General features: G+C 39.7%; 18 protein-coding genes and 1 tRNA gene. 7 read left to right on the plus strand and 12 right to left on the minus strand.

The genetic code is table 11. The features are described from left to right. Positions 1–37: 37 nt before the first annotated feature. Positions 38–2,683, minus strand: a complete 2,646-nt coding sequence (locus DI53_RS08630) for a TonB-dependent receptor plug domain-containing protein (RefSeq protein ID WP_081939419.1) — start codon at positions 2,681–2,683, stop codon at positions 38–40. A 90-nt stretch (positions 2,684–2,773) separates the two neighbouring features. Here DI53_RS08630 and purD point away from each other — a divergent pair, with 90 nt between their 5' ends. From purD to DI53_RS08645, 3 genes are all read left to right on the plus strand, one after another. Continuing rightward, on the plus strand, positions 2,774–4,048 hold the full coding sequence (gene purD, locus DI53_RS08635; protein ID WP_037497656.1) for a phosphoribosylamine--glycine ligase: 1,275 nt from the start codon (positions 2,774–2,776) through the stop codon (positions 4,046–4,048). A 98-nt stretch (positions 4,049–4,146) separates the two neighbouring features. Next, positions 4,147–4,221, plus strand: a tRNA-Glu gene (locus DI53_RS08640). A 245-nt stretch (positions 4,222–4,466) separates the two neighbouring features. Then, entirely contained in the window at positions 4,467–5,684 is a 1,218-nt protein-coding gene (locus DI53_RS08645) for a site-specific integrase (protein WP_037497658.1), read from the plus strand. A gap of 505 nt (positions 5,685–6,189) precedes the next feature. Here the strand turns inward: DI53_RS08645 and DI53_RS08650 are convergent. Both DI53_RS08650 and DI53_RS08655 read right to left on the minus strand, forming a co-directional pair. Next, complete coding sequence (locus tag DI53_RS08650; RefSeq protein ID WP_037497660.1) at positions 6,190–6,432, minus strand: hypothetical protein; 243 nt, start codon at positions 6,430–6,432, stop codon at positions 6,190–6,192. Positions 6,433–6,491: 59 nt separating this feature from the next. Beyond that, positions 6,492–7,427 carry a hypothetical protein gene (locus DI53_RS08655; protein WP_037497662.1) on the minus strand — a complete coding sequence of 312 codons (936 nt, stop codon included), beginning with the start codon at positions 7,425–7,427 and terminating at the stop codon, positions 6,492–6,494. Between the two features lie 1,183 nt (positions 7,428–8,610). Between DI53_RS08655 and DI53_RS08660 the strand changes: the two genes are divergently transcribed. Together DI53_RS08660 and DI53_RS08665 are read left to right on the plus strand one after the other, a co-directional pair. After that, positions 8,611–8,940: a nucleotide pyrophosphohydrolase gene (locus DI53_RS08660; protein WP_037497664.1), complete on the plus strand. Its 330-nt coding sequence runs from the start codon at positions 8,611–8,613 to the stop codon at positions 8,938–8,940. Positions 8,941–8,946: 6 nt separating this feature from the next. Further along, a complete protein-coding gene (locus DI53_RS08665; RefSeq protein WP_052072233.1) occupies positions 8,947–10,686 on the plus strand; it encodes a DNA/RNA helicase domain-containing protein in 1,740 nt (579 codons plus the stop codon). A 111-nt stretch (positions 10,687–10,797) separates the two neighbouring features. Here the strand turns inward: DI53_RS08665 and DI53_RS08670 are convergent, their stop codons facing one another. From DI53_RS08670 to DI53_RS08690, 5 genes are all read right to left on the minus strand, one after another. Further along, the gene (locus DI53_RS08670) at positions 10,798–11,904 is read right to left on the minus strand and encodes a Fic family protein (protein ID WP_037497666.1); all 1,107 of its coding nucleotides are present in this window, start codon (positions 11,902–11,904) and stop codon (positions 10,798–10,800) included. 269 nt (positions 11,905–12,173) lie between these two features. After that, complete coding sequence (locus DI53_RS08675; RefSeq protein WP_037497667.1) at positions 12,174–12,599, minus strand: nuclear transport factor 2 family protein; 426 nt, start codon at positions 12,597–12,599, stop codon at positions 12,174–12,176. A gap of 661 nt (positions 12,600–13,260) precedes the next feature. After that, positions 13,261–13,503: a hypothetical protein gene (locus DI53_RS08680; RefSeq protein ID WP_131555211.1), complete on the minus strand. Its 243-nt coding sequence runs from the start codon at positions 13,501–13,503 to the stop codon at positions 13,261–13,263. Positions 13,504–13,580: 77 nt separating this feature from the next. Further along, positions 13,581–14,447: a nucleotidyl transferase AbiEii/AbiGii toxin family protein gene (locus tag DI53_RS08685; RefSeq protein WP_037497670.1), complete on the minus strand. Its 867-nt coding sequence runs from the start codon at positions 14,445–14,447 to the stop codon at positions 13,581–13,583. Then, positions 14,447–15,247: a type IV toxin-antitoxin system AbiEi family antitoxin domain-containing protein gene (locus DI53_RS08690; protein ID WP_037497672.1), complete on the minus strand. Its 801-nt coding sequence runs from the start codon at positions 15,245–15,247 to the stop codon at positions 14,447–14,449. The genes DI53_RS08685 and DI53_RS08690 overlap by 1 nt, the downstream gene beginning before the upstream one ends. 199 nt (positions 15,248–15,446) lie before the next feature. Here DI53_RS08690 and DI53_RS08695 point away from each other — a divergent pair, with 199 nt between their 5' ends. Beyond that, positions 15,447–18,416: a DEAD/DEAH box helicase gene (locus DI53_RS08695; protein WP_052072234.1), complete on the plus strand. Its 2,970-nt coding sequence runs from the start codon at positions 15,447–15,449 to the stop codon at positions 18,414–18,416. 592 nt (positions 18,417–19,008) lie between these two features. Next, a complete protein-coding gene (locus DI53_RS08700) occupies positions 19,009–19,674 on the plus strand; it encodes a sterol desaturase family protein (RefSeq protein WP_241462397.1) in 666 nt (221 codons plus the stop codon). Positions 19,675–19,901: 227 nt separating this feature from the next. Here the strand turns inward: DI53_RS08700 and DI53_RS08705 are convergent, their stop codons facing one another. The 4 genes from DI53_RS08705 to DI53_RS08720 form a co-directional block, all read right to left on the minus strand. Then, positions 19,902–21,020: a clostripain-related cysteine peptidase gene (locus DI53_RS08705; protein WP_037497676.1), complete on the minus strand. Its 1,119-nt coding sequence runs from the start codon at positions 21,018–21,020 to the stop codon at positions 19,902–19,904. A gap of 181 nt (positions 21,021–21,201) precedes the next feature. Further along, entirely contained in the window at positions 21,202–21,579 is a 378-nt protein-coding gene (locus DI53_RS08710) for a hypothetical protein (protein WP_037497678.1), read from the minus strand. A 796-nt stretch (positions 21,580–22,375) separates the two neighbouring features. Continuing rightward, a complete protein-coding gene (locus DI53_RS08715; RefSeq protein ID WP_037497680.1) occupies positions 22,376–24,238 on the minus strand; it encodes a M56 family metallopeptidase in 1,863 nt (620 codons plus the stop codon). A 3-nt stretch (positions 24,239–24,241) separates the two neighbouring features. Next, the gene (locus tag DI53_RS08720) at positions 24,242–24,610 is read right to left on the minus strand and encodes a BlaI/MecI/CopY family transcriptional regulator (RefSeq protein WP_037497681.1); all 369 of its coding nucleotides are present in this window, start codon (positions 24,608–24,610) and stop codon (positions 24,242–24,244) included. Positions 24,611–25,103 lie beyond the last annotated feature (493 nt).

Below are 25,103 nucleotides of genomic sequence, written 5' to 3' on the forward strand. Positions count from 1 at the left end.
GGAAAGAGAGCATCAGCTCTCCTTCTATGTCTTGCTATTATTTCACATCCAGTGTAAGCGTTTTATGGACTAGGCGTCCATCAAAGTCTAGGCCTTCAATTGTTATCAAGTATTGGCCGGCCTCTTCTGCCGTGTAAAAATCAAAAGTCGCTTTCCCTTCTTTGTTTGTAATCAGGTTTGGTTCCCAATGAATTGTTGTGCGGAAATCTTGATCTAAGGTTGTTTCCGAACTTGGCTCATAAACGGGCTTATAAAATGTTTTATTGAGATGAAAGCCCTTAGGTTGCACCGTCAATATTCCTTTCGGTGTGTAGTTGCGCAAGGCATCTCGTCCTGTTTTGGTCGTAATGATTAATAACCCATTTCCTCCGAATGATCCGTAAATAGCGGTATGGTTTACGTTGCGTAAAACCTCGATACTTTGCACATCCATAGGCGTAATCATCGATAGCTGGTCACCTTCGATGTACATGCCATCAAGGACTACTTGCATAGGGCCGCCACCGCGCGTAGTGTAAGGCACGCCATTGCGGAACGTTACGCCCATTAATCGCCCATTAAGGCACATGTCTAGCGTAGGGCAAGTTTCAAGTTCTTCCGCAGAAATAATCTGATCGGCATTGCCGGGGCCGTTCAGGTTGGCCGAACTTTCCGAGGCTTTATGTTTCGGCCGTTGCGCCGTGACAATGACTTCCTCTATGGCAATGCTTTTTTCCATTAATCCCTGCGACTCTAAGCCGGCAAAATATTTTTTGCTTTGCAATAGCTCATCAAGCAAGAGGCTGTTTACATTGTTTTTTTCGGAAGCTTCGTTTTTGTTAATCCCGATACTCGGTCTGCTATCTGGTGTAATGTTAATATCGATATTGTTTTTACCCTTTTCATCTTTTGCCGTGATCAAAAACTTTATACTATCTGGAAATGCGAGGTCATCAAATACAAATTCTCCTTGGTCATTAGCAACGGTATCGATAAAATCCATAAAATTTTGCGTGGATATCAGTGTCATTTTAGCGCCTGCAGCAGGGGCCTTACGCCCCAACTTACGCGCTTGGCCGTTAATGCTGATGGATTCTTCCGGCAAAAAATCGGTTTTAGTGCTATCCAGCGTGCCAGACCAATCTATTTTACGCCATCCTTGGGTCAATAGGAGATTATCAATATCGTTAAGGCGGCCTTCTTCAAAATAGTAGCGTGGATTTTCAATGTAGCCTTTTAAATCTGCGCTTAGCAGCAAACTCGATAGTATACTAGGTGAATTAAGACTATCAGTGGATGTTTTGTTAAGATTGACAACCGATGCCGACAAAGCTGCATAGCGAACGCTATCGGCAGCGTTTCCGCTTTCTAAGGCGACAGATACTTTAGACCGGGGGGCGGCAGTATTGGTACTTAACTTAGCCTGCAGGGGCAATATCTTCTCTTCGTTATGGATAAAGATCGGGCGCTCTAGTACAGGTTGAAATTGTGCGTTTAGAATACTGATCGTCAAGACACCGCTTGGGAGCTGCTCTTTCGGGAGCGAAAAGATAAGCTCTGCTTTGGAAGCAGACTGTTTGGAAACATAGTAAACCCGACCTAAATACTGCAATACGAAATAGATGTCGCTCTTGTCTTGCTTGTCGGCGCTAAGATTAACTTGCGCATAGAGCTTGGCGCTGTTGCCATTGTTTACTTGAATATTATAGCCGGATTTTTGGATGCCTTCCAATTTATTTTCCGTCCCTGTTCCATCAGCGAAGTTCGTGTGAGCGGTGAACGTTTCGCCATCGGTAATAAAAATCGGCGTCGCCCCCATTCCCAAGGCATTGCTGGCTAGAACGGCTGCGGTATCACCCTTTGATGTAAGGATGTACGTTGTGGCGCCTATCCCCATGCCGTTGGGCTGCAGTGCCTTTATAGCAATTTTATTGATTGTTCCGCTTAGCAGAACCCCGCCTTCCGGAAAGAACTGTATGCTGTTTTGCGACGTTTGGACCGCTGGAAGCTTAAAGATCTTTTCTATAGGTGCTTGCTCTTTGTTCTCGAAACCGATGGCCAATTTTGCGCCCCCATAATCGGGGCGAAATGGAATGTCAATTTTTCCATCTGCATTTGTTTTCACCCGACCGCGTTTTAGGCTTTTGTCACTTTTTGTGATGTTGTAGCGTATATTAGCGTCGGCGAGTGGTTTCTCATTCAGGTCTAACAGCTGCACGGTATAGCTTTCGCCCTGTAACCCTGACTTTGTAAGGACATTGTCTAAACGACCATTGCTGATCTCAATATTTTGATTGAAGAAATAAGCGGTGCTATCGTTGCGCATCCAGTTGCTATACGCGCGGAGGCGATATGTTCCTTCGATTAGTGTATCCTGTAAGGAGATATCTCCCACTCCCAAGCCGCTTGTTAGCGGGATTTTAATAGCGGAAATGATGCGGTCCTTCGGATCGATAAGGTCGACGTAAGCAATCTTACTTAGGTTGGACATCATGTTTTCAATGCCGACGACCTCATAGGCTTTAAACCAGATTGTTTCACCGGCTGTATACCGGCTTTTATCAAGATGGAGGTGTATTTTTTCAATAGGTCTAGAATCATGGTAGGCATTGATTTTAGCCAATAGGCTCTGTATATCTTGCGACTTGGAAACGCTGATAATGAGCATAAAAAGGAAAAGCAGAAATGGTCTTATCCACATCATAATGGTTAAAAATTTACGGAATTTACAAAAAAAAACGTACACGGAATTAATTTTTGTTGATTATTGATTTACATCGGTATCTTTGTTGATATGAACATTTTAATTATTGGATCAGGCGGAAGAGAGTCTGCCTTTGCATATAAATTATCGAAAAGTCCGAGACTAAACCAATTATTTATAGCACCGGGAAATGCCGGTACGGGTCAATATGGGCAAAACATAGATTTAAAGGTTACGGATTTTGAAGGAATAGCTGCTTTCGCTTTGGCCAATGCTATTGATATGCTGTTGGTGGGCCCTGAAGAGCCATTGGTAAAAGGTATTCATGATTTCTTCTTGGGTAGGGAAGATTTGAAACATATTCCTGTTGTGGGACCGCAAAAAGAGGGCGCGCAACTGGAAGGGTCGAAAGATTTTTCGAAGGAGTTTATGTTCAGGCATAATGTGCCTACGGCAGCTTACAAATCGTTTGATAAATCAAACCTGGAAGAGGGGTTGGTTTATTTGGAATCGCAAAAGTTGCCTATTGTTTTGAAGGCGGATGGCCTGGCAGCAGGAAAGGGTGTTCTGATTTGTGAAACCTTGGAGGATGCAAAGGCGGAGCTGACAGCAATGATTGCTGATGCAAAATTCGGCGACGCGAGTTCTGTAGTTGTTATCGAAGAGTTTTTAAAAGGGATAGAGCTTTCTGTCTTTGTATTAACGGATGGTAATTCATACAAAGTATTGCCTTCGGCAAAGGATTACAAACGCATCGGGGAGGGGGATACAGGCTTAAATACTGGTGGAATGGGTTCTATTTCTCCAGTTCCATTTGCCGATGAGACGTTTTTGACCAAGGTGGAAGAGCGTATTATTAAGCCTACCGTAGAGGGGCTTAAAAAGGATAACATTCCTTATAAGGGTTTTATCTTTATCGGATTGATGAATGTGGATGGCGAGCCTTTCGTTATTGAGTACAACGTTCGGATGGGTGATCCGGAGACGGAATCGGTGTTGCCACGCATCGATTCAGACTTGGTTGATTTATTGGAGGGCGTTGCGCAAGGGAATCTGCACGAGCGTTCATTTACGGTGAGCCCGAAGACAGCAGTGACGGTTATGCTGGTATCCGGTGGTTATCCTGGCGATTATGAATCAGGAAAGGAGATCACGAATATAGAAAATGTAGAAGATTCTATTGTGTTCCATGCCGGGACAAAGGAGCTTGATGGGAAAGTGGTCACGGCAGGTGGTCGTGTGCTGGCCGTAACAACGCTTCAAGATAACCTGTTTGATGCGCTGCAACAGGCAACAGCAGACGCTGGTAGGGTGTTTTTCGAGCGCAAATACTTCCGTAGAGACATCGGATTTGACCTTATTTAAAAAATAATGTTTTCAATTTCAGCCTATTATAAATAGGCTGAAAAAAACATTTTGGAGTTAGATTTAGAGCGCTTATATTTGCATCACCAAAAGCAAATGGCCCGTTCGTCTAGGGGTTAGGACGCAAGATTTTCATTCTTGAAACAGGGGTTCGATTCCCCTACGGGCTACCAGACTTGAAGTCAAAACTTACAAAAGCCTGCAAACGTGTTGTTTGCAGGCTTTTGTGTTTTTACGGAGAATCGGTTTTTTCAAAAATTCCCAAAGAAAAAGCGCGTCATTTGTGACGTCATTGTTTTGGGGAGTACTGACGCGATACAGATGCGTAAATCTCTGGTATCGAACATGTTTCGGATTTAGACGTCTTGACAGATTTTAGTTGCATGGCTAATTTTGTTTAACTTTTTAATGATGTATCATGAGTACAAATTATTCCCTGTCCTTCTTCCTTAAGAAGCCAAAAAATTACAAAAGCGGTCCGAAGCCCATCTACCTGCGGATTACCGTGGATTGCCAGCAAAAAGATATTTCGGTCGGTCGCCAGTGTGAGCCTTCCCGTTGGGACTCTCATGCCAACCGTGTAAACGGATCTAAAGAAGACGCCCGTTCCATCAATTCCTATCTCGATACCGTTGCGCATAAAGTTGCGGAAATACATCACACATTCGTTAGGAACGAGACAACAGTTACTGCGGAAATCATGAAATTGAAATTTCTAGGTAGGGACATTGAGCGTAAAAAGTTACTGGAGGTGTTCGCTGAGCACAATGCGCAGGTTAAAGCTTTGTTGGGTCGCGGTTTCAAACCCAATACACTCAAGGGCTATAATACTTCCATTTCTCATCTGCGGAGCTATTTGGAACAGGGGCTCAAGCGCAAAGATATTGAAGTCAACAACATTGATCATTCATTTGTGGTAGGGTATGAATTTTTCCTACGTGCAGACTTAGGTTGTTCGGAAGTTTCTGCAGCCAAGTATATCAAACATTTTCGCAAGGTTATACGGATATGCATAGCCCATCGCTGGATCAAAGATGACCCGTTTACATTTTATAAGAACAAAGCAAAAGCAACCCCAAAGGAATTTTTAACAAAAGATGAACTCCGCAGAATAGAAGAGAAAGAGTTTACTGAACAACGGCTAGCACATGTCCGTGATGTGTTTGTATTTTGCTGTTACACGGGGCTGTCATATGCAGACGTGAAAAAGCTTACACCGCAAGAGATCGGGGAAGGGGTAGATGGAAAACTCTGGATTTTGACTAGTCGAGAAAAAACAGAAACCACGTCGAATATACCGTTGCTTAAAAAAGCAATGGAATTAATAACCTTGTATAGAGACTATCCTCCTTGCTCATCGAAAAATGTTGTTCTACCGGTTCCGAGTAACCAAAAGGCCAACGCTTACCTAAAAGAGATCGCTCAATCATGTGGGGTACATAAGGCGTTAACATTCCACATGTCGCGCCATACATTTGCGACGACTGTTACACTGGCTAATAATGTGCCTATTGAGACCGTTTCAAAGATGTTGGGGCATACGGATATTAAAACCACACAACATTATGCGAAGTTACTAGACAGCCGAGTAGCGCAGGATATGTCCAAGCTTGAGCGGAAGTTGAGAAGAGGATAATGAATTTGTATCAAAATGAAACACCTTTGCTAAAGTTTTTTGGATTTAAAAGTTACAGGGATATTGCTTGTGGTCTACAGAGAGTTGTTGAAGCCTATCTGTAGATCATATAAATGAGTGTTGTGCATCGTGGTTCTCTTTATGTGTGCTTAATTTGTGATTTTTAAATTCCGAAATTGTTCCTCTCCGGCGTGCAGACTTATTATGCCAGGCAATCTAGCTGGTGTCATAAATGTTCTTTATATGAGATAAATCAGTTATGCGTACATCTGTATTTCTGAAAGCCTAAACATCAGCGCGGAGTGCAATGCCAACTATTAATTTATTTCAATTCTGATCGAAGATGTGCTGATGAACTTCCAAGTTAAAACGCCCCATTTTCAAGGGGTTGTGTCTTAGTTTTTTAAAGGAAAGCGAGCTTACAAGATGTACCTTGAGAAGCTCGCTTTATTATGTGAGGCAAAAACTATTTTTAATGTATTAAGATTGCCTCTTTTCAAAATCACTATCTCTTTTTATTCGATTGAGATAGAATGGAACCAGCTAAAGCCTTTGAAGATTCGCTATATTTGTCACTCTGAAGTACTTTAGAAGCTTTGTTTTCCATGGTTTCACCTGTTTGGTTCCCTTTGTTCATTTGTGAAAGTGCCGATCCGGCCAACTCTTTGGATATCTTAGAAGAGTTTGGGTCTGTCAAAATTTTTGAAGCTAGACTCCCGATTTTATTTGATGTTACTTTTTTGTTCATATTTTTTCTGTTTAAAAGTGGCGAGAAGTTTCTCGCCACTGAGATTTGATTATACGTGATTAAGCGATATTCCTAACCCTACAATGTTGTAGCATTTCGAGGTCGGCATCGGTCATGGGTGAAACTTTTTCTAAAGCGGTCTCAAATTGATCGATAATTGCATAATCTCGAAGGACATACTCTCGGATTACAGCTTTCTGATCTCTTCCTTGACTTTTTAGAATTTCGCGAAATTGTTTTTGCGTAATAAAGTCTTTTCCTTCGTCCCAATATGCAGCATATTGTAAATCGAATTTAATGTAGCGATCAAAAAGAAACTTTTTAAACGAGCGAAATATACTGTCTAGGTGCGAGTTCGTGTTAATAAATCTTTTTGGAAATAGAATTGCAGGTTTACCATCAGCTATCGGAAGCTGGGCTTTAACAGATATCCATTTTCGAGTGGCAACATCATAAACATTGTCTATTACCGTCGTGACTGTTGTCCAGCCTTCTGAGATCGCCAAATCTTCCGTGTATTTGATTAATGCACTTTTTGTTAACGCGGTTATTATGTCTGAGGATCTATCATGCCGAATGTTGTCTAAAGCAAATGGAATGGTGAAATAAGAATAGTTTCCTTTTGCAATAGCTTGATTCATAAAGATTAAGCCTTCTCTTAAAGATTCGGCAATAATTTTTCCCACGCCATTTCCGTCATAATTACCGGATGCATAACCAATCCCTGTGTAGCGAGTTTCACCAAGGCCATTTAGTAAATAGTCAATTCTATTTACATCAGATTTTACAGATGCTGCGTATAATTCAGCAATAAATGCTTTGACACTTTCACTCATTTCTCTTGCCAGCTTATCACCTTGTTGTGAAAGTTTGACTATGAGTGCATAATCTAAAAATGCAAGGACGTCACCGTAAAGGCATCTGTCCAAAAAATTAATGTCCGCTTGGGACTTTTGAAAACCATAAAGGCTTTCTGAAATCGTAGAGTTTTTCATTCGTTGTAATTCTAGTGAAGAGCTTTTTAAAGCTCATTGAAAGGTTCTTTTGCATAATTTTTTATTATGTTAAAAAACATTAATATTATTTCGGTTTTTAGAATTACTTTTTATCTTTGCAGACCCATTTAATGCGTAGATAAAAAGTAATTCAAAACAAAATACTCTAAACCTTGTTTATAGTATTGAAGTGTGGTAATTATTTCTATGTCATATAATTCTCCTTTCGTATAGTTTTTAACTATGCATTGTATCAATAATGTTGCCGTTTGTGTATGGCATTTCATTTTGATGTGTTATAACTCAATTTGTGCCAATCTGTCGTGCCTCATTAAATAACTTCACTGTCATGTAGTTGTCATTGTGACAGTTCTGGTCGGTTTAATTTTATTTAAAAGATTATTTGCACGTTTTTATAAGGTATTTTGCTTGTACTAATTCCATCTTAAGGAGTCAAATTAGTGGAAATAGTATTGCAGATCGAGGTGAAAGCTGCAGGAACTATGGAGAGTGTAGTTATACAAGGTTCTGATCTTCTCACCGTTTCCTAAATACTTAAAATGGCGATGTAAGAATGCGTATATCTATTCTTTCCTTTTGGCCAACTCAACGCCTTTTAAGCAGATTATTCTTTCCAACGTCAATATTGCTGAATCTCGGATATACCCAAACAGTATAGAAATCCATATTAGAATTACCAAATTGAAGTAATTTAATGCAGCTAGACCTACTTTTAGCAAAGATGGCGGTGGGTACACTATGATGATAATAAGCTAATTATGGACACATGCCAGTTTGTTAAAGATTAAACAATATCAGAATTACTGAAGAAATCTGTTAAAGGGAATATTTATGCGGTATCAGTCTAAAAAAGTATTTAACGAAGGGACTTAGAATAATACTGCTTCGCTAGCTAAAGTATGTTCACTTTTATAATCCGTTCACGTTATGTGAACGGATTATAAAAGTGAACGAAAAAAAGCAACAGGAAGCCGAGATCGTAGACCTAGCATTGAGCAGTCTTGAAGCGGTCGTGACAAAATTTTTATTGTCACTCTTATAGCAAATAAGAAAGATAGTAAAGATCAAATATAAACCTTAAGAACGCTCTCCTAATTATTTTTTATCGAAACACTGTAATTCTATTAAATTTGTACTTTAGTATATAACGGTAGTAAGAAGCATGACAGACATCGAACAAATCCTTGAACAAATCCGTATCTTTCGCGACGATCGAGATTGGCAACAATTTCATAACTCCAAAGATTTAGCTCTTGCTTTGAGTATTGAGTCTTCTGAGCTTTTGGAGCTTTTCCTTTGGAAAGGCAACGAAGAAGCTGATCTGGAAAAGCTTAAAAAGGAACTTGCAGATGTATTCATGTATGCCTTTTTGCTGGCAGATAAACATAAACTAAATATCAAGCAGATTGTTGAAGAAAAAATCCGATTAAACAACGAGCGGTATCCTATTGATAAGGCAAAGGGGACGGCAAAGAAGTACAACGAACTGTAAGTGGAAATGCAGCAATTTGATTCCAAGGATATTCATATAGTGCCTGTTAATAAAGGTGGAGATTATGCCGGTGTTTTTGACTCCGAATTAGAGTTTTATTCTAGTGCGCTCGTTTACTTGCTAAATGATAGACGGTCGATTTACATTGGTGAATCCGTGAACATAAGGAGACGCTTTGCAAACCATAATGCCAATGATTCCAAAAAAGCGCTCTTGAGCCGACATGCGATTTATTCGCCTCTTTTTAACAAGTCTGTCACACTACATCTCGAGGCATTTTTGATAAATCATTTCTCTGCAGAGCCAACTATTAAACTCCTAAATGCCAACCTCGGTAATAATAGCCATTATTATCATAGAAAGAATGACTACGAAGCTCTTTTTAAACATGTGTGGGAAGATCTAAAAAAACTAAAGATCGCCAAAACGTCTTTTGAAGAGATTATCAACAGCAATATTTTTAAATATTCGCCATATAAGAGTTTAAATATAGATCAGCAGCAAGCCGTACTTACCTGTTTGAGGACTTTGGTCTCTTCAAGAAAAGGCATTTTTATCCAAGGCAATGCGGGTACGGGCAAAACAATTATTGCAATTTATGTCCTTAAACTATTGGTGACACCAATACGCTACTTCGAACAATTTGAGATGGAAGATGAGTTTTCCAACGAAGCGTTTAGTTTATTGAAAATCTATCGGCAGCAAGAAGGAATTACGGAAGCGAACGAAGCTGGATTACGAGATGAGATCGCTATTGTTATATCTATGACATCATTACGTGGCACTCTGCAGAAAGTGTTTTCTGCGATTGACCAGCTACATTCAAGTATGGTGATCTCGCCCACTGACATATCGAAACGTCACTATAAACTGGTCCTTGTTGATGAAGCTCATCGGCTTCGCCAACGGAAAAATATCTCGGGCTATGGAGAGTTCGATAAGAGCAACCGTCGTTTGGGACTTGATATGCATAGTGGGACAGAGCTGGATTGGATTTTAAAACAGACGGATAGGCAAATTTTCTTTTACGATAGTGCGCAATCTATACGTAAAACCGACCTGTCATCGGGACGTTTTGACGAACTCATGCAATCAGCTAAATACAGTACGCTACAATTGCATACACAAGTACGATCGAACGGGGGCCAGCCCTTTACTGATTTTGTGCATCGCCTGTTTAATATGGAACTATCAGACGACGAACGTTTTGAGTCATCGAATTTTACGATTCAATTGTATGAAGGATTTGCCAATTTACGCGAAGAGATATTTCGGAAGGAAAGTGAATCTAAACTTTCTCGTCTTGTAGCAGGATTCAGCTGGGAATACCGTACGAAAGAAAAAAAGAACCGAGAATTATATGATATGAACATTGAGGGGATCGATTTGCGTTGGAACTCTGTTGCTAAAGATTGGATCAATTCAAAAAACGCTTTGAATGAGGTCGGGAGTATTCATACTGTCTTTGGAAACGATCTCAACTATATTGGTATTGTGTTTGGAAAGGAGATCGATTACGACCCAAATACGAACAGTATTATAGTTTACAGAGATGAGTATAAGGATATTAATGGTAAAAATAACACTAACGATGAGGAGCTCTTGTTTTATATCAAAAATATCTACAAAACCTTAATGTTCCGAGGTATCAGAGGGGTGTTTCTGTATGCGATGAATCCTAGACTTCGGGATTATTTTAAAAAACATATGAAAGTCGTTATTAAGAAAGTGACATTAGAGAATTAGATGAAGAGAATCGTGTACTCGACATCGTTTATTTCAGAAAATTTAATAAAAATTTTTGTCCGGAGCATCAATATGCTCCGTTTTTGATTTCATATCTCCTCATAGGTAATCCTAGTCTAAATTCAGCTCATACCTAACAGACCGTCCGCCGCCCGCTGCGATCAATGCGCCTAAAGCATGCAGGTGCTGTAAGTCACGTGTCGCAGTTGCTTTGGATACCTTCGTGATAGCCATATATTTTTTTGCCGTTATTCCACCTTCAAAACCAGCAGGCCCTTCGCTAAGCATTCTACCAATGACCTTCATATGCCGCTCATCAAGCTGGTTTTTATAATGATCATAAAATTTAGCTTTCTTTAGCGTGAACAAAACCATTGCTTTCGCATCACGTTGCGCGTCCAAAATTACCTGTGCAAAATATGCAATCCATTCGGTGATGTCTAGGGTGCGCTGTGCTTGCTTCAACGCATTATAATAGGTCTGCTTATTTGCTTCGATGGTTTTGGATAGACTTAACATCACCGGACGATTAAGTGATTGGGACAAGGCTTTCTCTGCTACTGCGCGACCGATCCGTCCATTGCCGTCTTCAAAAGGATGGATAGATTCGAAATAGAGGTGCGCGATTGCCGACTTCAATATCGCCTCTGCTAATTGTCCTTCCGAGGAGAAAGACGTCGAGTTATACCAACGTTCAAAAGCTTCCATTTCCTGCTGCATCCTATCGGAAGGAGGAGCTTCATAATGAACGACTTCTCTGCCGTATGCTCCTGAAACGACCTGCATAGGTGCGCTGCCGTGTCGCCAATCTCCGGGCGTGATGCGACTCTGATCGGGAAATAGCAACTGATGCCATGATTTAAGCATGTCCAGTGATAAAGGTTCTTGGAAAGTTTCCCGCACTTGCACCATGAGTTGCGCCACACCCGAGGCCTGTCGATCTCGAACATTTACCGGAATGTCATTTAGTCCCAAGTTATTGCGGATGGAGGACATTACATCCTCTCGGCTGATGTATTCCCCTTCAATTTCAGATGTCTTGATCGCTTCTGAAAGCATAAGCTGGAGCATGGTTTCCTGCTTAAGCTCTTCGGGCAATCCCTGTATAAGGCCATTCATTTCGCCAGTCTCCTGCGCAAACGCAAGAATTGTCGTTTGGATTTGAGCCACATCATAAGTGAATTCGGGCCAGCCCGCTAGTTGCCAATTGTATGCCATGAGCCGATTATTTTGATTAATCGGCTCAAATATAAGGAATATATGAGCCGAATAAAATATTTATTCGGCTCATCGCTTAATTTGGGTAAAAATGGGATACGGTTATTTTCCTTTTCACTGCCACAAAAAGTCGCGAGTCATCCGAAAATTAACGGATTACTGGGCTGTAACAAAAACAACAAAGTCTGCACGGCTGCAGACTTTATAACTAAACTAAACAATGCAATGTCTCACGACATGGCGGTATTGAAACAAAAATCTTTATGCTATTATGGGTAAGTCGTCACAACCTTGCTCACTTTCCAACCATCCTGATCCTGACTCAACGTGATGTAATCCACACGCGTAAACTTCTCAAATGCCATCGTTGCTTTTGCCATACAAGCCTTTCCACTTTGATCCAAGATCTCATAGCTTGTCTTACAGTCAAAGTTTACACCTTTGTGTGCTTTTAAAAAAGCGGTGTATTCGTGCTTGTTGAACGTGTCATCATTCGCACTGTTGCTGTACTGAAAATCATCCGCAAAAAGGAACTTGTTCAGTTCGATGCTGCCAACCGTAGTTGCTTCCAAATAGGTGCCTATAACCTTTGCTGATTCTACATTCTTTAAAGGATTGTTTTTCTCCGCTGCGAAAGAAGAGAATGAGCTGATCATGATGATGGCTGCTGCGATGGTTGTTAATGTCTTTTTCATGGTAGTGTTTTTTTAATGTCTTTTAATATTTTTATGTTATTATTTCCTATTTGATACCTCAAAAGTACAGCGCTGATGCCTGTTGATGAATACCTATTAGATGGGTTGCAGCTGTTTCTCGGTAAATGCAGAGCTTGGGTCGGTGAAATATTTACCGATGAGCTAAAGCGTACCTCTTCCCGGCTTATCCATCTGTTTAAGGGGAATGCAACAGCTTTGCCAAAAGGCGTAAGTGATAGTTTGTGAGGCTATTATGTTTTCGGGCGTTATTTTAGCTGTTCGATAGCGGACAAAAAGATGTTCGTCTTTGAACAAAAGGAAGATAATGAAGCACCAACGATGCACATCGTCATCATTTATAAAAAAGAAAATGCCAGAGTTAGCGCTAGGAATAGTGAAAAATATCTACCGTTGCATATATACCCATAAGGAGTATTAACAAAAAAATCCTGAAGCGGGGAGCTTCAGGATTTTTTACTAACTAACCAATTATTAACCTAAATTATGAATACTAACATACATCCAAATAATGTGCCATTGAATAAATCGCGGTTACATTTTACAGTTTTTAACATTATTCAACGCAACACCGTATCGATCATTATGGTAAAACGCAATTATTCAAATAGCAAATTCTAGATAACGGTTTTCTATGAGACGCCTAACGCAAAAATTCGGCGGTAAAATTGATGCTAATAGGCAGGCCTATCCGCCTAACCCTCCCTGCCATGTCGGTCAACCTGTTTTCCGTTGCTTCGCTAAAGCTTATCGACGCGCCCGATAAGGGCTTGCCGGAGACGGAATCTAGTAGGGTAATCGTGAGCCCAGTTTCTTGCGCGCGCAGGCTACTAAAGGTAGCCCCGCAGGCTAGAGCCAAAAGAAATATCATGTAGTAAACTCTCATAATGAAGCCCCCCTTTCGCTTATTTCCAGAAAGCGCATAGTGCGCGTCTCGCTGTTAACTTTTTTCGTTAAATGCCATTATATCGTTTCGAAGATCTGATCAAACAATAATTTCAAGCCCTTTTGTACCTCGTCAAAAGCGGGCAGCTTTTTCGTAGAAATTTGATGTCCCAAGCTTGATTTCCAAGCTCTTTTCACCGTATTTTCACTCCGAGCGTTGAGTAACTGTTCTACTCCTGTAAATTCAAGTCCTTTAAATGCCATTTTCGCTAAGAAAGCCTGCTTAATCGTTGCCCAATCAAGATCACTTGCATACTTGGATAAATACCATATATCGTAATAGTCACGAGGTGCTGTATACGATAGTTGTATCAAAGCTCTTAACTTTTCAGACAACACTTCTCGTATATCATAGCAGGCAATTGCGTCTATTGCAGAACTCAGCTGATCGGAATAATCATGATAGATCGTTTTCAAAGTCGGTTCGAACAACATCTTCTCGTATAGAATAATTTCAATCTTAACAGAAGTATTCCATCGGGCCGGATCTGGCGGAATTTGATTTTTAGAATGATCAGCTCCCCAAAACTTGACGACGGCAGCATATCCAGTAGGCATATCATTATGACGAAGATTGGTCAGCTTTCCCAAATATAATTGCATTCCAGTACGTTCTTGTACTAATAACATGATTTGCCGCAGCAAATCTTCATCCAATTGAAAATCTGGATTAATGGATGTAAAATCTAAATCTTCTGAAAAACGATAATCTGGGATATAACATTTCCTTAAACATGTTCCTCCTTTGAAGATTAATGCCTCTCTGCAAGAATCTAGCGAAAATATTGCATCGACAAAATGTCCCAATACCCAATCCTTGTCGATGGTACTTCTGGACACTTCGTGTTCCAAAGCTTTTTTCTCTATTTCCTTTTTCAGTATCATTAGTATTGTTTATTGGATATGTCTAACAATTCCTCCCGGCTGATATTCAATCGCAATCGCCATTCTGCGACAAATTCACCTTCTTCCAATCCCTGGGGATCAAACAAATTATATTTATTTTTTACCTGCATCTTGGCAAAATCTATAAAAGATTCCATGCTTGGAATTTGGAGAAGCTCAACCAAATAGCCAATTCGTTTGGTAACCGCAATATTATTTACAGCCTGACAGTAATCGACTAATTTAGAGGCTTGCATTTGCGCTTGACTAACTGCTCGAATCAATTCTGCATAGCCCCCAGAATGTTGAGGTAGATCAAAGCAATCGACTATTGTTTTCTCTACATCCGTGATTGGATACTGAAGGTTTCCGTAACCATTTTGTATAATTCCTGCTTTTTTATTAGGTGCTATCCTAACGAATTTATAAGAAGTGCCTAAGATTGACTTGTCGTTTTTTTGATTAGTCGTCTGAATAAAAACGGTATTGGAAAATTGTTCCGTCAACCCATGTAAATTTAGCGCCGACCAATATGCTACGGCACTATTCTCTACGATGAACGTTCCTATGACATATTCATCCCTAAAACTTTGTCTACAAAATTTGCCTTTCTCGATCCGTACAAGAAGCTCTTTATCAACCAGATTTTCTAAGACTTCACTTAAGTTATCAAACTTTTGTTCTAGCAACAGCTCAATTTCGGAGAATTTGAACAACTGAATTTCATAGTCGTCCAACAACTTCAAGAACTCCAGTTGGGGCTTAGTAAGATGTTCTGATATATAAACGCTGTCTGCCATATTACCTTTTGTGTTACGATAAGACCTAAAAATTGGGTCTTATCGTAACACGATTAGTAAAGATAAGGAACAGTTATCCAAAAAACAACGTTTAATACTAAATCTCAATAGCCACTTTGAATAAACTTAAGCGTACCAGATATTAATATTTTTAAGATGTATATTCCAATTCATTATCTTAATACCAAAATAAAAATAGGTGGAATTCACTAACGAGGACATAATCTATCTTCTCAACCTTTTTAAAGGTCGTGAAGACGTATTTGCTTTACGCTGGGAGAAGGGAAATAAAAGCGGGTACATGCCGGCCTATAGCTATGATCCATACCATTATCGACTACATAAAGCTAATGGCGGCACTTTTCGAAGCTATGCCCACAAAACATACCTTCCATTGTCAGAAATAGAGATTACTAAACATCTTAACGGCCTTCAGCAGATCGGAATTTATCCACTGTTGCAAGATAACACTTCTCGGTTTCTAGTAGCTGATTTCGATAAATCCGATTGGCAACAACAGGCTTTGAAATTTCTCGAATCATGTATAGCCAAAAATATCCCTGCTTACCTTGAACGTTCCCGTTCCGGCAATGGCGCACATATCTGGATTTTCTTTGAGAAAGCATATCCAGCAGCCAAAAGTCGTAAGTTATTTATGCATATCCTAGAAGGATGCGGTGCATTCTCGCCATTTGATAAAAGCTCCAGCTTTGATCGTTTATTTCCAAATCAAGATTACCTGTCTGGCAAAGGTTTAGGAAATCTAATTGCGCTACCCTTATTTTTTCCTGCTGTAAAGAATGGCAACAGTTCCTTTATGGATTCCAAAACGATGACCCCATTTCCTGATCAAATCGCATATTTAAAAGAAATTAAAAGAGTGAGTTTGGATTGCTTAGAGGAGCTCTTCAATCAAACAGGAAGAAGTAAAGAAAGCTATATACCCGTTGTTGATGGAAAACTTAAAATCGCCCTGAGCAATTCGATCCGTATAAATAGTCACGCTATACCATTTGTACTCATCAATTTTTTGAAGGAGCAACTTAATTTTGCTAATTCAGCCTTTATCATTAAGAAAAAGTCAGGGAGAAGCACTTTCGAAACACCTAGGTTTTTTAAATTGATCGATGAAACCGAAAATGAAATCCTTATCCCAAGGGGATTTATTGGGAAATTGCTAAGATTCTGCAGAGAAACACAGGTCGCGCATGACTTTGTTGATAATAGATGTAAACTCCCAATAATCCAATTCTCTTTTAATGCCGCGTTGCGACAGCATCAAATCAATGCTGTCGCCGCAGTAGAAAAAAAGGATTTCGGAGTAATCGTCGCACCGCCAGGAACAGGAAAAACTGTTATCGGTCTGAAAATCATTGCAGACAAACAACAACCGGCACTTATTGTCGTACACCGTAAGCAATTATTGGATCAATGGGTGGAGCGTATAGAATCATTCCTAGGGATACCGAAGAAAGAAATTGGGATTATAGGCCAAGGAAAAGCAAGATTGGGTGTGAGTAAAATAACCGTTGCAACGATACAAAGTCTTCCAAAACATATTGAAACAATTCAGGACAAATTTGGCACAATCCTGATCGACGAATGCCATCATATTCCAGCGGAATCTTACCGTACCACCGTCGGAAAACTAAACAGTGTTTATTGCTACGGTCTCACAGCGACTCCTTTTCGGAAATATAATGATGATAAATTGATCTTCACCTATCTCGGTGATATAATTACGGAAATCCGACCAGAGGAAATTGAAGATTACAAAAGGGCAAATATCATCGTCCGGAATACCACACTCCATGTTCCCTATAATTCTAAAACCGACAGTTTCGAAACACTTTCCCAAATTCTAATTCATGATACAGCAAGAAATCGATTAATAGTAGACGATGTATCCGCCGAGCTAAACCAAGGAAAAAAGGCAGTTATAATTACCGAAAGAAAAGAACATATCGAGACGCTGAATCTATTGCTAAAATCAAATTATGAAACCATAACGCTCAGCGGAGATGATTCAGACAGCAGTAAGAAAGCGAAATGGAAAACATTGTCAGAAGGTAATTTTCAGGTACTAATTACGACAGGTCAATATTTTGGAGAGGGTTCAGATATTCAACATATCAGCACACTACTTTTGGCTTATCCCTTTGCTTTCCATGGGAAATTGATTCAATACATCGGTCGGGTGCAGCGATCGGAGATCAATCTGACAATATATGACTATCGGGATGTACAGATCGATTATCTAGACAAAATGTTTCTCAAACGAAATATCTATTATCGTAAAATAGCGAAACAGGCAACGCTTTTTGATGAACCAACGATGGATTACCAGCCTCAAATAGGTCACTTATTTACTTTAGAAAAAAGTACCAAGGTATCCATTGAGGATCTATCGTTTCATTATGGTCACGTGGCCTTCATTTATAAAGTAGAAGAGATGCATACGGTTTTGGAATTTCAAATCGAAAATTTGGAGATTAGGCCTGAGTTTGAGGTGTTAAAACCTTATTTTATCAAGATACTTAAATCTAAAAATATCAACGTTCAGTTAAATGCAGAATTTGAATACGGAACATTGGTCGCACAAATCGCTACATCCGACGATATAGAACGAATAAATAAAGAAGTTGTAGAAGGTGTGAAATTCCAGTTTCTGAACAAGGGATTATTAGGTAAACTACCTTTGCAAAAACAAAATATATTGACTTCGGACCAGCTGCAAAGTGGTGAGACTGTATACGCAAATGCCGAAGAATTACTATCTGAAATCCTTAAACTACGGAAATACAAGCATTCTCGACAAGTTCAATTCTTAGCCGATCAACACCTAAGTAGTATTATGAAAATTAGGTTCGTGCTTAATCCCTTTGCATTTGTATTTCTAATATCGGGAGACAGCCAATACCATATCATCCTTGAAACCCTAGATACTGAGGAGGCAACTTATATCTGGCACACCGATAAAAATAAAATAGTCTTGAAAGACGCTGTTGCGATGATAGATAAGGATCTGCAAATCATTCGGGAAAAAGGTAGGCAAAGATTCTTAGAGAACAATCTTCCCCAAAACTTTAGCCGTATTATACATGATTATGGCGATCGGGATAGAGGTTTTATTCTTTGGAAAGCATTTTTAGAAGAGATAATTCATTGAGAAAAGACAGCTTCAAGTCAAAGCCAATAACATGCTCGTGAGGATATTAAGACGTCCGTTACGTAATACGCTTCTAACCTTTCCAATTTTACTAGGTTTAAAAATTCACATACCCTATCTGATAAATAAAAAAACAACTTATTGTCAGTAATTTTATAGGACTAACAGACTTTGTATTACTGAAATTCATCAAAAACAAGTAATTTCACAATTAAATAATATTAATAAAAATTATTACATTTATCTTATAGCACTTGCAGCTAAATAGTATGTCAAATCAGCGCGTCAACTGTAGCTTAACTGAATTTAAAATTTTATATAAGACTGATAAAGAGATAAAAAGTCCGACGATAGGATTCCCCTACGAACTTTAAACAAAAGGAGTTACAAAATACCATTAAAACAGCATTCGTTCAATAAATGGCATAGCTTTATCAGCTTCAGGATTTCAAGACGGCTTTTCCCATAAGGCATTAATGCTTTATAGCATAGGTAAAACGAGTGCTAATCGTCATTTCGTTTGAAATGTATAACTTTACAGTAAAGCAGTATCGTTGTGGATTTGATGGCTCACTTTGATAGATTTACGGTTATGGAATGGATTGTATTCAGTCTTCTTTCCAATTGTGCGCTGTATCTTCTTTCGATCGGGCTATATATTTTCATTGACCGATCTTGTCCGAAAAAAAAGATTCAACAAGAGGATTTCCCCATTACTCAGTCTGATATTTACCTAAGCTTCCTCACCGTTCTCTTAAATACGATAGTCATGCTACTTGCTGTTTATCTTTGGAAAATGGGCTGGATCGTGATACGAGAATTCACCACGGTTTTTGCCTCCATTGCTGAAATTATATGTATCATCATCGTGATGGATTTTTTAATGTTTGTATTTCATTATTTTGCTCATCTACCGGTTGTTTATCAGCTTTTGCATCACAAGCACCATGAACATAGCAGTACAAATTATTTGAGCTTATTTGTTTTGCATCCTTTCGAAACCCTCGGCTTTGGACTCCTGATGATTACGCTGTTTTTAAGCTATGATTTTTCACTTATTTCTATTTCCGTATACTTGTTTATTAATTTAATATGGGGCACCATCGGCCATCTGAACCGCGAATTTTTTCCCAGTTGGGCGGATCATCTGTATTTAGGGACAACAAAGTTTCATAATAAACATCACGTAAATGAAGGTTGTAATTTCGGGTTCTATACAACAATTTGGGATCGGGTTTTTCGTACCTATAAAAATTAGGAGAAGTGTTTTGTGTTTTCCACAAAGCGTTGACCTAGGCAGGAAGTATTCCGGATAAAATATCACATTTAGAATCATTGGTGATAGCATACGTATACGTGAGGTGTTACTGTACTTCCTGCACTAAATGTTCGATGCAAAGACCGTCTATGTTTTTTAGCAATGAAGGATTTTGCTAAAGCATAAGAATAAAAATTCCGTAGGCTAAACAGTTCCTTATTCACATTTTAATGTGCGGCACGCCACCAGTTTAAACTTTGGTAATATGGGTAGAGTACATTATCTTCTGCTATAGCTGTGATAGCCACTCCGCTGTATTCCGTTATCGGGTTTCCAATGAAATGACTGGTGTTGGCTTTGTAGAGAATCGCTTTGTCAATAGCCTTCTCAAGCTGCTCAGAATTTGCAAAATCAAAGTTTTTCCGAACTAGACTTGTTAAATCGTATAGCGGGATTGGGAACCCGGCAGTGAAATCAAAACGCTGTACATCGTCAACTGTAAAATGTTCTGATAACCTACCTTTTTTGGCATAAAACATGGCGGGTAAACTATCAATTTTGTTTAGATCGGTCACTGATACCGTTGCAGAACGGAACAATCCGGAACGCTTTCTATAGAAATCGAAATATTTTCGTGCGATATTGATGGCAGCACCCTCCTCATCGGATAAAAAATCTATTACAATATTGTGATAGGGAAAGCCGTCAGAAAGGACATCGGTCGGTGAGGCTATGATTAAATCAGCGACATCCTTAAATTCATACAAAACCTCTATACTGGCCATACTACATGCGTCGAAAATGATGTAGTTAAATTTCATTGGCAGGGCTTTGCTTAAATCTTTAATGTCCATCTGCATGCCTCTATCTTCACCAAACGATTTCACCCTTGGCTTTGATGCGCTGTTTGTTGCAGGAGCCCAAGATGTTCCGTGTGACCAAAGAACGAGATTATATCGTTTGTCCATAAAGCTACTTTTTACATAGCGTAATACCTCCGATACCTGATCCGCAAGGGATGATGATTTCAAATCAAAAGTCTTTAAGGTGTCACTGTTTACGATAAGGGCATCGTTATCTGGCATCATCTTCAATAGATAAGCTTTTTCGCTATTGTCCTTAATGTATGCCAGTACCGTTCCTTTATCTTGATCCAAGCCGATGAGGCCTTGTTCTAGTTGATTAAGCGCTACATGCGCTTCGGATTTTAAGTCATTGTTCGCCTCCAGATAGACAATAGTTATTTGCCCCCCATCTGTGGGTTGCGGTATACCAGGATCTTTTTTGCAACCAAAAAGGAGCAAAATCAACGAACTAATTGTTAGGTAATTAGTATTGCTGTTCATAGAAAAGTATATGGTTTTTTAGCTATTGCCCACCGAAGCTAGTTTTTGCAACTTTTGATTAATGTGCGTGTATGTCCCTTGTTTATATTCGTTAAGGATCGTTCAACCGAGTATGTTTGCTGTTATGTAAGTGATAGAAGTGCCCCATTTCCCTTGGGGCACTTCCTAAAAATAACAGCTCCTAATACTTCCTGCGATCTTTTTTAATTTCGGCGAATGCCGCAACATAGCTATTGCCGTCGGCTGTTGCACGGAGTTTACCATCTACGTAAATTTCAATAGTAATTAAAACGGTTCGTTCTTCACAAGTTGCGACGATGCGTGTAGCGTATGATTTGCTGACAACTTCCTTCTCCCAGTAATTCTTTATGTAAATGGATTCGCCACCTGGGCCGACCCCGTCGACCAACACAGGTATGTCGGGCGTATTACTATACACCACGACTTTTACCAGATGTTCTTTATTTCTTTGATCTATGTACTCATCATCATCGGAACAGGCGCTTGTGAAGCCCCCAAGAAGAATAATTAATAAGTGGATGAGTAATCTTATATTCATAAAAGTTGTGTTATATAGCAATTGATTAGTTTATCGGAAGTTCCCCTCCATGTTTACAAAAGTCGGATACACTTGGCGTGGAGCGTTTTCTTTTGCATGAAGATATCGTATGTTCGATCGCTATCGTCATGCATTTCGACTCCTACACATCCGTCAATGTTACGCTAGAAACATCTGGTCAATCAATTGCTGGTTTGTTTAATAATTTATGTTAATTATCTGTGAATCCAAATTGTTCCGCTTATATGTTGTCGCGACAGCGTACGCATTGAATCTATTAGCGAATATAAGTTTATGTTAATGAATAAGCAAATTTAGTGTTAATTAAATTTCATTATTTTTCTCTGTGAGATATAATATATCAAAAAATAAGAATTTATAATGATTAGTATTTGTGTTGAAAGTGCAGGGTGAAGCAAAAGAATATAGGTTGGCGTGAACGTCACTTTCAAAACCTAAAAATGAAATAATGTATCTCTGTTATTTGGAAAAACATTGTTTCCACTAAAAAATAATATCAAATACTGTAAGACATCTCCTAAGCCAAGAAAGGGTGCGGCTTGCAAAGGTGCGATTAGAAGCGCTTCGCACCAAGCTAATGAAGCTAATGGCCATATTAGTTAGAAGTTTGCTCTATCGATAATAATCATGTGTACTCTCAGCATCTTACTCATAGGTCAAGCATCAATGGATTGGAGGAAGCATTAATAGAGCGTGATGTTTAGAGGCGCCTTCACCGAAAAGGCATAAAGACGCACGAGGCGTCTTTATAATTAAATATTTTAGTCGTGGAGGATTATTTCGAAGGGCCGTTTGGAGCTGTAGGTTCCTCAACTTTTAAGTGCTTTTCATTACGCTCCTTCCACTCGGGAGAATTGTAATATTCCGTGAGTTGTTTCGCATTTTCCTCGATTTTTTGAATTTTTTGCTTCCATTCGGGAGAGTTGTACTGCGCTTCTATCTTTTTCGCATTCTCTTCAATTTTGGCGACATGTTGTTTCCAAGCGGGACTATTGTAGTAATCCTCTACGCGCCTGGCATTTTCTTCAATTTTGGCGATATGCTGTTTCCCGGCGGGGCTATTGTAGTAATCCTCTACGCGCTTGGCATTTTCTTCAATTTTGGCGACATGTTGTTTCCATGCGGCGCTGTTGTAGTAATCCGCTACACGTTTAGCATTTTCTTCAATTTTGGCGATATGCTTTTTCCATGTAGGGCTATTATAGTAATCTTCCACACGCTTGGCGTTCTCCTCAATTTTGGCGATCTGCTGTTTCCATGCAGGACTGTTGTAGTAATCCTCTACGCGCTTGGCATTTTCCTCCACTTTAGCAATGTGTTGTTTCCACTCGGCAGAATTATAGTATTGCTCGATGCGTTTCGCATTGGCTTCGATTGCCGCCACCCGTTCTTTCATTTCAGGTGAAGACTGTTGATTCCTTGAAAATCCATTATTTTCGCTTTCCTTTGCCACTTCTTGAAGGGGCATACCGGGGGATTTCGATTCCATCGTGCGGCTACTATCACCACCTTGTTTCTTCCGGTCTTCGGTAACCTTTGTCGTATCGACGACACGCTCATTTAATGGTTGATCCATTGCCGGAGCTACCCATTTAGTGTCTATGGTGTTTGATTCCTCGAGATTTGACCACCGCTCTTGCTTTTCTTGTGGCGCGATCCACGCAATGGTGCCCAGCGCTATTGAGCTTAATAGCAAAGCGAAGAGATGCTGTTTTACATTGATATAGTTCTTTTCCATTTTGGTGATTCTTTGTATTCTGTGCAATAAATGATATTTATGATTTCCCGTAGCGGCCATCGCATAGTTTGGCGATGCCTCATTACGGAGCAATTCCACTGACATCAGTGCCTGCGCGTAAGCTATGGGAGAAGGTACCCATGTAACAACGATATCATCACAGGCGTGTTCCCGCTCGGTTTCCATGTGTTTAGATAGTAACCAGACAAAAGGGTTGAAAAACATAGCTGTTTCTACACAGACTTTGAAGAGATTAATGAGGTAGTCATGCCGTTTGATATGGGCAAGCTCGTGAATTAAGATGCTTTCCACTTGTTTGATATCAAGGTTGCTGGCGTAAGCAATAGGGAAAAGGATAATTGGCTTCAAGTGCCCCAATGTTAGTGGTACGTCAACTTTCTCCGATAAGTATAAGCTGACGCCCGACTGTATATTCATCTTTCTATACAGCGAATCAAAGGCTTCTTGCCAAAGAATTGGCGCATCATGTAGTCCTCGGGTTTTCAGGTAATGAAGTTTAGAGAAGTTATTTGTGAAGACAATCAATTGTATAAAAAGTCCAATAACGTAAATTGAGCTAAACCAGGGAAACAGCGGCTCCAACCTGTTTAAAAAACCAACGGATTGGTATTCACTAACTATAAATAGTGCCTCATTGAATTCCGTAAAGTGAACGCCTGCCCCTACAGAGAAATCAAGGTAATGGATAAGTGTGCCTGCGAATGCCAGAAAAACTAACGATTGGCCGGAGACAGCCAATATATATTTGCTTCGGGCGGGTATTTTTGGAAGCACGATATAAATGGTGCATAATACACCGTAGATCAATACGCCTTGCCAAAGCGAATGCACAATGCTCCAGCCTAGAGCGTGTGTGATGTTTTGAAATAGACCATTCATTACTTATGAGTTTTCAAGGTTTTTTAAATATTCTTTAATCAAATTGATTTCTTGTTTGCTAGCACGTTTGTTTCCCAAAGCTTGCATCACAAGACCCGCCGTAGATCCGTTATATACAGCGTCGATCATTTTATCCAGAAATTGATGCTGCGTATGCTCTTTGCTTAGCAACGCCTTGTATACATGCGTTTTTGCTGAGCTGTCCCGGCTAACCATCCCTTTGTCATGCATGATCTGCATGAGTTTCAATGTGGTTGTATAGCCAACATCTTTCCTGTCGAGCTTTTCATGTACACTTCTCACGCTGCATTCCCCCATTTCCCAAAGAATCTGTAGGATCTCCATTTCACTATCTGTCGGCTTCATATTCATCTACGAATTTGTTCGTAGATCAAATGTACGAAGTCTTTCGTATATTCCAAATCTTTTTTTATTTTTTGTAATGTTGTGCCAGGAATTCTTTAAGAATATCCCATAAGACGCGGCTTATCAAGATTGCGTCTTATACTAAATGAACTGTGGCGGATAGGGGAGGACTTTTTATTAGCGGTTTAATCGCAGTCAAATATTTGATAATTCCTTGTTTCGTAAACCTCTTTCGGTTCGGTGCGCTGTCAGATGGCTAGAGAGAACATATTGATGCCTTAGGGTTGTGGAAATTTGTCTTCAAAGTTACCGTCAGGCACCACCTATAGGCAAAGGAGGTAGAAAACAACGGTAGCGTATAAAAATATCCCGCAGATCCACAGGGTCTTGTGGGGTTTAGGGAATAAATAAGCGGGGATTGTTTGCAAGATATATGCCAAAGTTCCTATCTTTGCACCACTCCGCAAGGGAGGGACGATTGAAAAGCGATAAATAGAAG

Source organism: Sphingobacterium deserti (assembly GCF_000757725.1).
GTDB lineage: Bacteria > Bacteroidota > Bacteroidia > Sphingobacteriales > Sphingobacteriaceae > Sphingobacterium > Sphingobacterium deserti.

Bases quoted from the DNA above. Each gene is read 5' to 3' on its own strand.
- DI53_RS08720 (WP_037497681.1), bottom strand. From the start codon at position 24,610: ATGAATATGAAGCCGACAGATAGTGAAATGGAGATCCTACAGATTCTT.
- DI53_RS08690 (WP_037497672.1), bottom strand. From the start codon at position 15,247: ATGGCAGACAGCGTTTATATATCAGAACATCTTACTAAGCCCCAACTG.
- DI53_RS08715 (WP_037497680.1), bottom strand. From the start codon at position 24,238: ATGAATGGTCTATTTCAAAACATCACACACGCTCTAGGCTGGAGCATT.
- DI53_RS08670 (WP_037497666.1), bottom strand. From the start codon at position 11,904: ATGGCATACAATTGGCAACTAGCGGGCTGGCCCGAATTCACTTATGAT.
- DI53_RS08680 (WP_131555211.1), bottom strand. From the start codon at position 13,503: ATGAGAGTTTACTACATGATATTTCTTTTGGCTCTAGCCTGCGGGGCT.
- DI53_RS08660 (WP_037497664.1), top strand. From the start codon at position 8,611: ATGACAGACATCGAACAAATCCTTGAACAAATCCGTATCTTTCGCGAC.
- DI53_RS08665 (WP_052072233.1), top strand. From the start codon at position 8,947: ATGCAGCAATTTGATTCCAAGGATATTCATATAGTGCCTGTTAATAAA.
- DI53_RS08675 (WP_037497667.1), bottom strand. From the start codon at position 12,599: ATGAAAAAGACATTAACAACCATCGCAGCAGCCATCATCATGATCAGC.
- DI53_RS08685 (WP_037497670.1), bottom strand. From the start codon at position 14,447: ATGATACTGAAAAAGGAAATAGAGAAAAAAGCTTTGGAACACGAAGTG.
- purD (WP_037497656.1), top strand. From the start codon at position 2,774: ATGAACATTTTAATTATTGGATCAGGCGGAAGAGAGTCTGCCTTTGCA.
- DI53_RS08710 (WP_037497678.1), bottom strand. From the start codon at position 21,579: ATGAATATAAGATTACTCATCCACTTATTAATTATTCTTCTTGGGGGC.
- DI53_RS08645 (WP_037497658.1), top strand. From the start codon at position 4,467: ATGAGTACAAATTATTCCCTGTCCTTCTTCCTTAAGAAGCCAAAAAAT.
- DI53_RS08700 (WP_241462397.1), top strand. From the start codon at position 19,009: ATGGAATGGATTGTATTCAGTCTTCTTTCCAATTGTGCGCTGTATCTT.
- DI53_RS08630 (WP_081939419.1), bottom strand. From the start codon at position 2,683: ATGATGTGGATAAGACCATTTCTGCTTTTCCTTTTTATGCTCATTATC.
- DI53_RS08655 (WP_037497662.1), bottom strand. From the start codon at position 7,427: ATGAAAAACTCTACGATTTCAGAAAGCCTTTATGGTTTTCAAAAGTCC.
- DI53_RS08650 (WP_037497660.1), bottom strand. From the start codon at position 6,432: ATGAACAAAAAAGTAACATCAAATAAAATCGGGAGTCTAGCTTCAAAA.
- DI53_RS08705 (WP_037497676.1), bottom strand. From the start codon at position 21,020: ATGAACAGCAATACTAATTACCTAACAATTAGTTCGTTGATTTTGCTC.